General features: G+C 54.9%; 11 protein-coding genes. 2 read left to right on the top strand and 9 right to left on the bottom strand.

All coding sequences use genetic code 11. From position 1 onward, the window contains the following. Positions 1-35: 35 nt before the first annotated feature. Positions 36-1,130, top strand: a complete 1,095-nt coding sequence (locus tag ACFIOZ_RS10505) for a bifunctional nicotinamide-nucleotide adenylyltransferase/Nudix hydroxylase (protein WP_386083801.1) — start codon at positions 36-38, stop codon at positions 1,128-1,130. Positions 1,131-1,169: 39 nt separating this feature from the next. Here ACFIOZ_RS10505 and ACFIOZ_RS10500 read toward each other — a convergent pair whose 3' ends face one another. From ACFIOZ_RS10500 to ACFIOZ_RS10470, 7 genes are all read right to left on the bottom strand, one after another. Beyond that, entirely contained in the window at positions 1,170-2,087 is a 918-nt protein-coding gene (locus ACFIOZ_RS10500; protein WP_088701478.1) for a LysR substrate-binding domain-containing protein, read from the bottom strand. Positions 2,088-2,149: 62 nt separating this feature from the next. Then, positions 2,150-3,571: a cardiolipin synthase gene (gene cls, locus ACFIOZ_RS10495; protein WP_386083799.1), complete on the bottom strand. Its 1,422-nt coding sequence runs from the start codon at positions 3,569-3,571 to the stop codon at positions 2,150-2,152. A gap of 108 nt (positions 3,572-3,679) precedes the next feature. Beyond that, positions 3,680-5,185 carry a fumarate hydratase gene (locus ACFIOZ_RS10490; protein WP_211594305.1) on the bottom strand — a complete coding sequence of 502 codons (1,506 nt, stop codon included), beginning with the start codon at positions 5,183-5,185 and terminating at the stop codon, positions 3,680-3,682. A gap of 191 nt (positions 5,186-5,376) precedes the next feature. Next, positions 5,377-6,198 carry an endonuclease VIII gene (gene nei / locus ACFIOZ_RS10485; RefSeq protein WP_386083798.1) on the bottom strand — a complete coding sequence of 274 codons (822 nt, stop codon included), beginning with the start codon at positions 6,196-6,198 and terminating at the stop codon, positions 5,377-5,379. Positions 6,199-6,202: 4 nt separating this feature from the next. Beyond that, positions 6,203-8,227 (bottom strand): excinuclease ABC subunit UvrB, encoded by a 2,025-nt coding sequence (gene uvrB / locus ACFIOZ_RS10480; protein WP_386083796.1) that lies wholly within the window; start codon positions 8,225-8,227, stop codon positions 6,203-6,205. 22 nt (positions 8,228-8,249) lie between these two features. After that, positions 8,250-8,657 carry an OsmC family protein gene (locus ACFIOZ_RS10475; RefSeq protein ID WP_386083794.1) on the bottom strand — a complete coding sequence of 136 codons (408 nt, stop codon included), beginning with the start codon at positions 8,655-8,657 and terminating at the stop codon, positions 8,250-8,252. Further along, positions 8,657-8,854, bottom strand: coding sequence for a hypothetical protein (locus ACFIOZ_RS10470; protein ID WP_007114205.1), 198 nt, complete (start codon positions 8,852-8,854; stop codon positions 8,657-8,659). The genes ACFIOZ_RS10475 and ACFIOZ_RS10470 overlap by 1 nt, the downstream gene beginning before the upstream one ends. 177 nt (positions 8,855-9,031) lie before the next feature. Between ACFIOZ_RS10470 and ACFIOZ_RS10465 the strand changes: the two genes are divergently transcribed. Next, a complete protein-coding gene (locus ACFIOZ_RS10465) occupies positions 9,032-10,003 on the top strand; it encodes a YgfZ/GcvT domain-containing protein (RefSeq protein ID WP_386083790.1) in 972 nt (323 codons plus the stop codon). A 33-nt stretch (positions 10,004-10,036) separates the two neighbouring features. Here the strand turns inward: ACFIOZ_RS10465 and ACFIOZ_RS10460 are convergent, their stop codons facing one another. After that, on the bottom strand, positions 10,037-10,804 hold the full coding sequence (locus ACFIOZ_RS10460) for a TatD family hydrolase (RefSeq protein WP_386083788.1): 768 nt from the start codon (positions 10,802-10,804) through the stop codon (positions 10,037-10,039). Between the two features lie 17 nt (positions 10,805-10,821). Beyond that, positions 10,822-12,411 carry a peptide chain release factor 3 gene (locus ACFIOZ_RS10455; protein ID WP_386083786.1) on the bottom strand — a complete coding sequence of 530 codons (1,590 nt, stop codon included), beginning with the start codon at positions 12,409-12,411 and terminating at the stop codon, positions 10,822-10,824. Positions 12,412-12,460 lie beyond the last annotated feature (49 nt).

Raw genomic sequence — 12,460 nt, 5'->3', positions numbered from 1 at the left:
ATCTCTGAGATCACCAAACGAAAAAGGAAGCTTGGATGGCCACTGACACTCCGCACTCCGCGACTGCCTGCGACTTCGACTGTTTGGTGTTTATCGGTCGTTTTCAGCCACCACATTTGGGGCACCTGGCGATTATTAGGGAGGCGCTTAAGCGCGCGCGGCAGGTCATCGTGCTGGTCGGCTCCTCTTGGCAGGCCCGCTCACTGCGTAACCCCTGGCGATTCGATGAGCGTCAAGCCATGCTGCGGGCAGGATTTGATGACGCGGATAATCAACGTCTGGAAATTACCCCATTACTCGATGCCCTCTATAATGACGATGTTTGGGTGCGCGATGTGCAGCGCAAGGTGCGTGACCTGGCTACGCCTGCCAATGCCCGTCTTCCCCGTATTGGCTTGATCGGGGCCAGCCGCGGCCAATCCAGCTACTACCTTTCACTGTTCCCCCAGTGGGAGTCAGTCAGCGTGCCGTCGGTGGAGGGTATTTCAGCCAGTCAGATCCGCGAGCGCCTATTTCGCTCCCCCAGTTCGACGGATGATTACCTGAGCACTGGCGCTTACCACGATTTACCGCCGGGCGTGGTGGAGAGTGTGAAGCACTTTTGTCATGGGCGTGCCTACCAGCAACTGCTGGAAGAGCAACAGTTACTGGATCAGTATCGCCAAGCCTGGGCCCATGCGCCCTACCCGCCTATTTTTGTCACGGTCAATGCGGTGGTCGTACAGTCGGGACATGTGCTGTTGGTAAGACGCACGGCGGCACCGGGCAAAGGTCTTTATGCCCTGCCCGGGGGATTTATTAACCCCCACGAACGGCTGCTGGATGCTTGCTTGCGTGAGCTTCGCGAACGTATACGCTTGAAGGTTCCTGAGCCTGTGCTCAAAGGCTCACTGCGCGGCCAGCGGCTATTTGATGAGCCCCACCGCAGTTGGCGCGGACGTACCCTGGCGGAAGCTTTCTACTTTGCGCTACGCCCTGACCAGCAATTGCCGCGCCTAAAACCTGTCAAAGGCGGCGATCATGCACGCTGGGTAGCGCTTGCCGACCTTGAGCCGGACAGCCTGTTCGAAGATCACTTTTTTATTATTCAGAACTTCCTGGGACTTCCCGCCGATTTTGGCAGTGGATAGACTTCTACAATTCACAATTCACAATTCACAATTCACCCATTAGGCCTGAAGAAAATCCCGCGGCAGCTTCATCATCTGGCGCCATAAACGCTCCACGCCTGGTTTATGCACCATGGAGCAGCGGTATAAGCGAATTTCCAGGGGAATATCCCAGCTTGGGTCACCTGCCCTCACCAATCGGCCGCTTTTTAGCTCTTCGCGAATACAGAAATCAGGTATCCACGCCACGCCAACGCCCTGTAAAACCATCCCCTTTAGGCCTTCGGCCATGGCCGTTTCATAGACCGTACGCAGCTTCATACGCAACGGATCATTCTTCAACAGCATGCGCACACTGCGACCCAAGAAAGCTCCCTGGGTATAGGAAAGATAGGGAATGGAGGTGTCGTGCTGGAGTGAGAACTTAGCTTTCCCACGCTCGTCTGGCAACGAAACGGGCAGCATATTAACCTTACCAATCGAAAAAGAGGGAAACACTTCAGCATCCAATTGCATTGTCGCAAAGGGGTCGTAATAAGCGAGCATCAGATCGCAGTTGCCCTCCCGCAGCACATGAATCGCTTCGCCCACATTCATGGCGACCAAGCGGGTCGGCAACTCGCCCAAGCCCTGCTGCAGGCGAGAAATCCAAGGTGGATAAAAACTCAATGCCAGAGAGTGTGCCGCGACAATATCCAGCGCCTCATTGGCGATGGAAAGTCCCCGTAAATGACTAAGCGACTCGTTTAACTGTTCGACCAGATTGCGGGCAGTGACCAAAAAAAGCTGCCCTTCTGGCGTTAATCCCACGGGGGTAGTCGAGCGATCCACTAGCGTGACATCAACGGCCTGCTCCAATGCCCGGATACGGCGACTGAAGGCCGGTTGGGTTACATGCCGCTGGCGTGCTGACGCGGAAAAGCTGCGCGTATTGGCCAGCGCTACAAAATCTTCCAGCCATTTTGTTTCGAGATTCACCCCATGACTCCTTGTCTCACTCTACTTTCACGCATATTTGTTTTCCTTCTAGGCTGACGTATCTATTGAACCGGGGCCATTAAATAGGCCGCGCGCGAGACGACTTTCATCCACACCGGACGCTGATTGATTTCATCGATGGTGACACGACGGCAGTGTGAAAAGTCTTTTTCCAGCATCTCTTCGACGCTGGCCGCAAAATCGTGGCTTGGTATAAACGCGGTAATCTCAAAATTTAACCGAAAAGAGCGGTTATCTAAATTGACGGTGCCCACCGTCGCTGCATGGCTATCTACGAGTATGACTTTTTGATGTAAAAAGCCGGGGAGATAACGGTATATTTTAACCCCCGCCCTTAACATATCGGGTAGGAATGAGAACGCCGAGAGGAAAACTAACAAGTGGTCTGGTCGCTCTGGAATCATTACCCGTACGTCGACACCGCGCATTGCCGCAAGGCGCAGCGCGTCCTGAACTCCCTGGTCGGGAACAAAATAGGGGCTGGTTACCCACAGCCGCTGCTTTGCGCTATGGATCACCTGTTGAACAAGCAGGCTGGCAGTGTCCTGGCGATCAGCGGGCCCCGAGGGCACAATCACCACGTGATGATCAATCGTGGTAGCAACGGTATTCGCTATCCAGTTCAAGCTGATCACTTCATCAGTGGCCCAGTGCCAATCCTCCCAAAAGGCTTCCTGTAAACCCAGCACGCTAGGCCCTTCGAGCTTGAGGTGGGTATCCCGCCATGCTCCATGGCGTGGGTTCTCTCCCAGGTACTCGACCCCCACATTAAAGCCTCCTACCCAGCCCTCTTTGCCATCAATGACAGTCACTTTGCGATGGTTGCGGAAGTTGAGCTGAAAGCGGTGTTTAAGGCCTCGCGATGAGCGAAAGGCACTCACGGCCACTCCATCGCTAATTAAATCATTGAGGTAGCTATCGGCTAGTTTACGGCTCCCCACCTCATCATAAAGAAAATAGACCCGTACACCGCGCCGAGCAGCACGCTGCAAATGCTGTTTCAGGCGTTGGCCAAGCGTATCGTTGCGGACAATAAAAAACTGTACCAATACATACTGTTCAGCGCGCTCAATGCCATCAAATAGGCTGTCAAAGGTTGCAGGCCCATCAATCAGCAGTGTCGCTTGGTTGCCATGGGTGAGCGGCATCATGGCGAGCTGTTCAACCGCCTGAATATCCGCATTTGGAGAGGGCGCAACGTAGGGCTGCACATTAGCTCGGTAGCGTACCAGCACCCGCCGTAGCACGGTGTCCCGCTGGCCACGGGCTGACACATAACCATAGAATCGCGGCCGCCCGAAAAACCAGTAAGCGGGCAGCGCAATATAGGGGAACGTCAGCAGCGATATGATCCATGCCACAGCCCCCTGAGAGGTACGGCTGGACATCAGCGCCATAATGGCCGAAACGATACCCATCACGTGTATCAATAAGATGCCAGTCCCTAGCAACCAGGAGGTCATAGCGGCGTCCTTATAAAGCCCTCACAAAGAACAAGGCCTCGCTGACAGCGAGGCCTTTATGCGGTTAGAAACCTATGCATTCAAAGCCTAACCAACCTTACCACTCCATTACGCCGATTGGGCAATAATCTCTTTCCACTTCGCAGGACCGGTTTGATGTACCGATGTGCCCAGGCTATCAACCGCTACGGTCACCGGCATATCTTCAACTTCAAATTCGTAGATAGCTTCCATGCCTAAATCTTCGAAGCCCACTACCCGTGATTTTTTAATCGCTTGGGCAACCAGGTAAGCTGAGCCACCTACCGCCATTAAGTAGACCGCCTCATTATCACGAATAGCATCGATAGCGGCTTGGCCACGCTCTGCCTTACCGACCATACCTAACAGGCCTGTCTCTTCCAGCATCGTGCGGGTAAATTTATCCATCCGCGTGGCGGTGGTTGGGCCAGCAGGCCCAACGACTTCGTCACCGATGGGATCAACCGGACCGACGTAGTAGATAAAGCGACCTTTCATATCCACGGGTAGCGGTTCGCCTTTGGCCAGCATGTCGACCATGCGCTTATGGGCAGCATCGCGGCCGGTTAGCAGCTTGCCGTTCAATAGCAACGTATCACCGGGCTGCCAGGTTTTGACCTCTGCAGGTGTAACTGTATCAAGATTGACGCGTTTGACGTTCTCGCCCGCCTCGCGGGTGATTTCCGGCCAATCCTCAAGCTTCGGCGCTTTTAGCGCTGCGGGGCCAGAACCATCCAGCGTAAAGTGGGCATGGCGGGTCGCCGCGCAGTTGGGAATAATCGCTACCGGCTTGTTGGCCGCATGGGTTGGATAGTCTTTGACTTTAATATCCAGCACGGTGGTTAAGCCCCCTAACCCTTGGGCACCGATACCGCTTTTGTTGACCTTATCAAACAGCTCTAAACGTAGCTCTTCGGCACGATTGCTAGGCCCGCGAGCCTGCAGATCCTGAATATCGATGGGATCGAGTAGCGCCTCTTTGGCAATCAGCATGGCCTTTTCGGCGGTGCCACCAATACCAATGCCCAACATACCGGGCGGACACCAGCCAGCGCCCATCTTCGGCAGTTGCTCCATCACCCAATCAACCACGCTGTCAGAGGGGTTGAGCATGGCAAACTTGGATTTAGCCTCGCTACCACCGCCCTTAGCGGCCACGTGAATATCGACCGTATCACCGGGCACGATTGAATGGTGAATAATCGCTGGGGTGTTGTCTTTTGTGTTGGCTCGCTTGCCGTCAGGATCCGCCAGCACCGACGCACGCAGAATGTTATCGGGCAGCAGATAAGCGCGACGAACACCCTCATTAATCATATCGTCCAGGCTCATATCCGCTTCCCAGGTAACGTTCATGCCCACGTGAACGAACACGGTAACGATACCCGTATCCTGGCATATCGGGCGGTGCCCGGTAGCGCACATACGAGAGTTGATCAAAATCTGAGCGATGGCATCTTTGGCAGCGGGGTTCTCTTCGCGCTCGTAGGCGGCGGCCATGGCGTCGATAAAATCTTTGGGATGGTAGTAAGAGATGTACTGCAGAGCATCGGCAACGCTTTGAATAACGTCGTCCTGGCGAATCACGGTCATGGAGTAATAGCTCCTAGGTTATCGTCTAGTCAGCGGCTCTCTTCCGCACCGGCGGAGGGGCCGTCTTAGCGTAAGGCCAGTATACCGTATTGGCCCTCCTCCGGCAGCACTCCTCAACGGGATGTCTGACTAGTTCAACAAGGCTTGATGTAGACCATACTTTTAGACAAGATAACGGTATAAATAGCTACTCACGCTGATTGGCAGTTTGGACATAAATAGAGCCGTCGCGATCCGACCATTTTGCGCTCGATCACCGCTCCACAGCGGTGGCACTCTAGCCCTGCCCGTTCGAAAACCGTAAAACGCCACTGCCTGCGTGGTTCACCCGCGGCTTTGGCCTGCGCAATCCAGGCCTCCCGATTGGTAACGCCAGCGGCCTGGTAGGCTTGGCGGGTAACGCCAATGATGCAGTCAGCTAGCGTTTGCTGCTGCTCATGGGTTAAGTCTACCGGGCGAGCACTCGGGGGCAGATGGGAGAAGAACAGAGTTTCAGAGCGCAAATAATTTCCCAGCCCAGCAACAAACCCCTGATCAAGCAGCAACGCGCCCAGGCTGCGCTTATGAAACTGCTTTAAATTGAGCCGCTGCTGCACATCGGATGAAGTCACCTCTTGGCTCAGTAAATCAGGGCCCAGGCGTGCCAAGAAAGGGTGTTCGGTGAGATTTTCTGCGTGCCAGAGGGAAATATCGGAGGCACTATAGAGACTGGCGCAGCGCCCTTCTGCACTCAATCGAACCCGCAGCGCTCGCTTGGTGTTTGGTGGTTTATCCTCGCTATGCAGCTTCCAAACACCATAGAGTTGATTGTGGGAGTAAAGCACGCGCTGATCGGCAAACCGGATCAGCATTGCTTTACCCCAGGTATCCACTCGTGTAACCCGAACGCCCATAAATGATGCTGCCTGCTCGGCAAGTTCTGGAAAGGCGAACCAGGCATCGTCGATCACCCGCCCGCCTATCTGCTGCTCAATGCGATCTGCTGCGCGGCGAATTTCTGGGCCTTCCGGCATACCGCTAGCCCAGCGCCAACTGTTTTTCTTTCATTTGATGGAGCTGATCGCGAAGCCGCGCCGCCTCTTCAAACTCGAGGTTTTGCGCCGCTTCGAACATCGCATCCTCAAGCTTACTGATGGCACCCAGTAAGTCTTGATTGCTCATGGTGGTGACATCGTACTCTGCAGCGCTCTCCGCGACTTTACGCTCGCTGCCGCGTCGACGACTGCTCTTCTTACCTGGTGCCTGGGCGGCTTCAAGTATATCGGCCACCGAGCGCGTCACGGTGGTCGGCGTAATGCCATGCTCATCGTTATGAGCAGTCTGTTTGGCGCGGCGACGCTCGGTCTCATCAATTGCCTTGCGCATCGAGTCGGTAATCCGATCACCATACAGAATCGCCTTTCCATGGGCGTTACGGGCCGCGCGGCCAATGGTCTGTATCAGCGAGCGCTCCGCACGCAGAAAGCCCTCTTTGTCCGCATCCAGAATCGCCACCAGCGACACCTCGGGAATATCCAGACCTTCGCGCAGCAGGTTGATGCCTACCAACACATCAAACTTGCCGAGCCGCAGATCACGAATAATCTCCACCCGCTCGACGGTGTCGATATCCGAGTGTAAGTAGCGAACCCGAATGCCGTGCTCGTCAAAATATTCGGTCAGGTCTTCCGCCATGCGTTTGGTTAGCGTGGTCACCAGCACCCGCTCACCAACGGCAGTGCGCAAACCAATTTCCGAAAGCAGATCATCTACCTGAGTGCTGGCCGGCCGCACTTCAATTTCGGGATCCAATAGCCCGGTGGGACGCACCACCTGCTCAACGGTCTGGCTGGCATGCTCGTCTTCGTAACGCCCGGGGGTGGCGGAGACAAAGATCGTTTGCGGGGAAATGGCCTCCCACTCTTCAAACTTCATCGGCCGATTATCCAGCGCTGAGGGCAGCCGGAAGCCATACTCGACCAATGTCTCTTTGCGCGAACGATCGCCTTTATACATGCCGCCTACCTGGGGCACGCTGACGTGAGACTCGTCGATAAACAGCAATGCGTCATCGGGCAGATAGTCGAAGAACGTCGGTGGCGGCTCTCCGGGGGCTCGCCCAGAGAGGTAACGGGAGTAGTTTTCGATACCGTTGCAGTAACCCAACTCCAGCATCATCTCAATATCGTAAAGGGTGCGCTGTTCAAGGCGCTGAGCCTCCACCAAACGCTCATGCTTGCGCATCCACTCCAGGCGCTCTTTCAGTTCCTCTTTAATCGCATCAATGGCGCCCAGGATCGTTTCCCGGGGGGTAACATAGTGCGATTTGGGGTAGATGGTCATCCGCGGCACTTCGCCGTGAACGGCACCAGTGAGCGGATCAAACAGCCGAATCGTATCTATTTCACTGTCGAACAGCTCCACCCGCACCGCCTCTTCATCAGAGTCGGCGGGGAAAATATCGATCACATCACCACGCACACGGTAGGTGCCACGGCGAAAATCCATATCATTGCGAGTGTACTGAAGCTCAGCCAAGCGGCGCAGAAAGGCGCGCTGATCAATGAGCTCGCCACGGGTAAAATGCAAACGCATTTTCAGGTACTGGTCAGGATCACCCAGGCCATAAATCGCCGATACCGATACCACGATCAGCGCATCGCGGCGCTCCAGCAGTGCCTTGGTGGCGGAGAGCCGCATCTGCTCAATATGGTCGTTAATTGAGGCATCCTTCTCAATAAACGTATCCGAAGAAGGCACATAGGCTTCCGGCTGATAGTAGTCGTAGTAGGAGACGAAATACTCTACGGCGTTATCCGGGAAAAACGCTTTAAATTCGCCGTACAGCTGGGCCGCAAGCGTCTTGTTTGGCGCCATCACAATGGTAGGACGCTGCTGCTGTTCCACCACGTTGGCCATGGTGAAGGTTTTGCCCGACCCAGTGACCCCCAGCAGTGTTTGATGGGCAAGCCCTGATTCCAGGCCACTGATCAGCCCCTTAATGGCGGCCGGCTGGTCGCCAGCTGGCTGAAATTTTGACTGCAATCGAAAGGCTTTGCTCATCGGTGCTCCTAAAAAAGCGAATTTAAACTAACCGCGTAGCGATCTCGACCGTAGACTGGGTCATCAACCGCTGAATGGGGCAGCGGTGGCTAATATTTTCCAGCCGGGCGCGCTGCTCCGGGTCTTCAATCCCGTGCAGCGTTAATGCCACGTCTAGCTTGTAGATGCCCTTTTTTTCCTGGCTATCGTCACGCTGTACGGTGACGGTAATGCCCTCAAGCGGCCACTCTTTGCGCTTGGCGTACATCTGCACGGTAATCGCTTTGCAGGTACCCAGAGCAATATCGAAATAGTCGTGGGGATCAGGTGCACTGCCCTCGCCACCTACTATTGGTGGCACATCGGCATAGAGATCTTCCAAACCATTGACTTCAACTCGCTGCCTAAAGACATGGTTACGTTCGCTAATCACGGTAATGGGAGGGTGCATTAGGATACCTTTACGCCTAGCTTAAGTTTTTCAATGGCATTAATCAGCGTCTCGCGCTTTGCCCGACCGTCCACATCGGCACCATGGCGCCCCACTTCGGCACTATCAACGCCATCAAGCATCATGAGCGCCGTGGTGATTTTGTTCACCTGGTCGACCGATTTAACACCCTGGAATGTCAACGACTGCTGTGCCATAGCGTTTCCCTACCTGTTGCCCTGTGCAAAACTGATACAAAGAGAAAGAGTCTAGCATGCTAATGGTGCCTTGCAATTAGTGTCGGCTGCCCGCACCTAATAGCACTAAAGAGACTTTTACTTTTTCGCACTAAATGCATCACTATCGAACGCTTTCCCACTTTTGCAGGAGTTTTTATGGCGACCGTTACCGCTAGCACCCCGGCCCTTGGCAGCGTCCGCCTTAACCACTTGGCCGCGCTGGATGTGAAGGGGGCGGATGCAGAAAAGTTCCTTCAGGGCCAGACCAGCGCCCAGGTCAGCCTGGCCGACGAGCACTTTGCGCCGCTCACCTGCTTCTGTACGCCTAAGGGCCGCATGCTGGCCAACGCCCAGCTAATGCGCTTGGGTGAAGAGCACTATCGGCTACTGATCAGTAACACCTTGTTAGATAGCCTAGCGAGTCATCTTAAAAAATTCGCCGCCTTTTACCGCGCTGAACTAACCACTCAACGCGACCTAGTATTCATTGGTGCCAGCGATGAGGCCCCAGCGCTTGCGGAGCAGCTGGGTCTGGAGCTACCTGATCGAGTGGGCACCCACACCAACAACGACCAAGTCTGCGTAATCCGCTACCCTGGTGAGACACCGCGCTGGCTATTGTGTTTCGATAACGATAGCAAGGTCGATTTACCGTCGCTTCAGGATGACCAGGCGGGCCGTAATGCTTGGCAGCTTGAGGATATTCGTAGCGGTTTGGCGTGGCTAACCGATACCCAGCAGGATCACTTCCTGCCCCAAATGCTGAACTGGGAAGCGCTGGGCGGCATTAGCTTTAAAAAGGGCTGTTACACCGGCCAGGAAGTCGTCGCTCGAGCGCACTTCCGAGGCCAGGTGAAAAAGCGCTTAATGCGTATCAGTATAGAGACTACAACGCTGCCTGAGGTTGGCGCTAGCGTGGTCAATGGTGACGATAAAGCGGTCGGCGAAGTGGTGGTCAGCGCGCCTGATCATCAAGGCGGCGTCGAATTACTGGCAGTCATGAGCACCAAAGTCGCCGAAGAAACCATGCCGCTCTATTTGGATGGGGCGCCAGCATCCCTTCTCCCATTACCCTATGCGATTGAGCGCGTTGACCCGGAACAGCTGGCGGTTAGCCTTAACGGCTAAGCTTTCTCTAGGCTTTGCGTTTCTAGGTTATTTCTAGGTCAAAGACAAGCGAAACAGTGTCGCGGCGGTATCACTGCTCAGAGCCGCGACCTGCTCCGCTGTTTGCCCGCGCAGTGCGGCAACAACGCTGCATACCTCTGCCACTCGACATGGCTCATTACGCATGCCCTGATAGCCACTTAGCGGCATATCGGGGCTGTCGGTTTCCAGCACAAAAGCATTATCAGGTAGTGCCTTAACGGTTCGCCGTAAGCGCTTGGCGCGCTCGTAGGTGACAGCGCCACCCAACCCCAGCTTAAACCCCAGGTCGAGAAACTTGTTCGCTTGCTCAATGGAGCCTGAGAAGGCGTGAATCAACCCCGCTTTGGGAAGCGCAAGCTGGCGAAGGCGCTTAGCAACCTTGTCATTGGCGTGGACGCAGTGCACCACCACTGGGAGTGCATGCTGTTTGGCCAATCTTAGCTGGGCATCAAAGCAGTACCACTGCGCTTCAAGGGTGTCAGTAAAACGGCCATCAATACCGCACTCACCCACGGCAACCACCTCAGGATGCTCGCCGAGCAGAGAATCAAGCGCGTTAATATCCGCAGCTTGATGCTCATCGACAAAGTAAGGGTGTAAGCCTAAGCATACCGAGGTATCCGCTCGTGCGCCAAGCGCTAGCACCTGCTGCCAGCGGGTACGGGTAGTGCCTGGCACCACAAAGTGCGCCACACCCACTGCCTTGGCACTCTCAAATACCTCCGCTCGATCCTGATCAAACTGGGTAAAATCGAGATGACAGTGGGCATCAACCAGCATGGGACTACCTTTACATGTTAGTGCTCGCGGGTCGGCTGGAAGCGAATATCCGGCCAGCGCTCCTGGGTCATCTGCAAGTTAACCCGGGTAGGCGCGATATAGGTGAGATAACCACCACCATCGATCGCCAGGTTAGCGCTGGCTTTACGCTTAAACTCTTCGAGCTTTTTGGCATCTTCGCAGTAGACCCAGCGCGCGGTCTGTACATTGACCCCTTCGTACAAGCAGTCGACCTTGTACTCCTCTTTCAAGCGGTGGGCGACCACATCGAACTGCAGCGTACCGACGGCGCCAAGAATCAGGTCGTTGTTGTCCATGGGCATAAAGACCTGGGTAGCGCCTTCTTCGGAAAGCTGCTGCAAGCCCTTTTGTAGCGCCTTCATCTTCAGCGGGTCTTTCAGTCGCACGCGCTTAAAGAGTTCAGGCGCAAAGTGCGGTATACCGGTAAAGCGCATATCTTCGCCCACGGTAAAGGTATCGCCGATCTGAATCGTGCCGTGATTGTGAAGACCAATAATATCGCCGGGCCAGGCCTCTTCTACCTGGGAGCGGTCGGAGGCCATAAAGGTCAAGGCATCGGCAATCTTAACGTCCTTGCCGATACGCACATGGCGCATCTTCATGTTCTTTTCGTACTTACCCGAACAGACGCGCAAAAAAGCGATGCGGTCGCGGTGATTGGGATCCATATTGGCCTGGATTTTAAACACGAAGCCGGTGAAGCGCTCATCATCAGATGTGACTACCCGTGTATCGGTTTCGTGGGCCTGGGGCGGAGGCGCGTACTCGACAAAACCGTCAAGCATTTCACGCACACCAAAGTTGCCCATAGCGGTACCGAAATAGACCGGTGAAAGCTCCCCCCTCCGGTAAGCATCCAGATCAAACTCATGGGAGGCGCCGCGCACCAGTTCGACTTCCATGCGCAGCTCTTCGGCCTGCTCTTCTCCAAGCACAGCATCCACTTCGGGACTGTGTAAGCCCTCTATGTGCTTGTCCTCAGGAATGCGGCTACCCTGTCCCTGGGTATACAGATGAATCACGTCGTTATAGAGGTGGTAAACACCTTTGAAGTGGCGACCCATACCGATCGGCCAGGTCATCGGCGCACATTGAATGTTTAAGACGGTCTCGACTTCATCCATCACCTCAATGGGGTCGCGGATATCGCGATCCATTTTGTTGATAAAGGTGAGAATCGGCGTGGTGCGCAGACGACACACTTCCATCAACTTAATTGTGCGATCCTCAACACCTTTGGCGCCGTCGATGACCATCAAGGCTGAGTCAACCGCCGTAAGCGTACGGTAGGTATCTTCAGAGAAGTCTTCGTGACCGGGCGTGTCCAGCAGGTTAACGATACGCCCCGCGTAAGGGAACTGCATCACCGAGGTCGTTACCGAGATCCCCCGCTCCTGCTCCATTTTCATCCAGTCCGACGTTGCGTGGCGATCGTTACGCTTGCTCTTCACCGAGCCGGCTAACTGGATAGCATTGCCAAATAGCAGCATCTTTTCGGTAATGGTCGTTTTACCGGCGTCGGGGTGCGAAATAATCGCAAAGGTGCGCCTAAGCCCTGCTTCATGGGCTAGCTGTGTCTCTTTCATTGTGCCTCTTCAACTATAGGGTCTCAGCGCAGCACTCAATCAGCAGCTT

Source organism: Vreelandella sp. F11 (assembly GCF_042466685.1).
GTDB lineage: Bacteria > Pseudomonadota > Gammaproteobacteria > Pseudomonadales > Halomonadaceae > Vreelandella.
Note: the sequence above shows the minus strand (reverse complement) of the source record. Positions and strands in the feature narration are given on the sequence as shown.

What these genes read in the sequence shown, in the direction of transcription:
- ACFIOZ_RS10505 (WP_386083801.1), top strand. Translation starts at nt 36, where the DNA reads ATGGCCACTGACACTCCGCACTCCGCGACTGCCTGCGACTTCGACTGT.
- cls (WP_386083799.1), bottom strand. Translation starts at nt 3,571, where the DNA reads ATGACCTCCTGGTTGCTAGGGACTGGCATCTTATTGATACACGTGATG.
- ACFIOZ_RS10490 (WP_211594305.1), bottom strand. Translation starts at nt 5,185, where the DNA reads ATGACCGTGATTCGCCAGGACGACGTTATTCAAAGCGTTGCCGATGCT.
- nei (WP_386083798.1), bottom strand. Translation starts at nt 6,198, where the DNA reads ATGCCGGAAGGCCCAGAAATTCGCCGCGCAGCAGATCGCATTGAGCAG.
- uvrB (WP_386083796.1), bottom strand. Translation starts at nt 8,227, where the DNA reads ATGAGCAAAGCCTTTCGATTGCAGTCAAAATTTCAGCCAGCTGGCGAC.
- ACFIOZ_RS10475 (WP_386083794.1), bottom strand. Translation starts at nt 8,657, where the DNA reads ATGCACCCTCCCATTACCGTGATTAGCGAACGTAACCATGTCTTTAGG.
- ACFIOZ_RS10470 (WP_007114205.1), bottom strand. Translation starts at nt 8,854, where the DNA reads ATGGCACAGCAGTCGTTGACATTCCAGGGTGTTAAATCGGTCGACCAG.
- ACFIOZ_RS10465 (WP_386083790.1), top strand. Translation starts at nt 9,032, where the DNA reads ATGGCGACCGTTACCGCTAGCACCCCGGCCCTTGGCAGCGTCCGCCTT.
- ACFIOZ_RS10460 (WP_386083788.1), bottom strand. Translation starts at nt 10,804, where the DNA reads ATGCTGGTTGATGCCCACTGTCATCTCGATTTTACCCAGTTTGATCAG.
- ACFIOZ_RS10455 (WP_386083786.1), bottom strand. Translation starts at nt 12,411, where the DNA reads ATGAAAGAGACACAGCTAGCCCATGAAGCAGGGCTTAGGCGCACCTTT.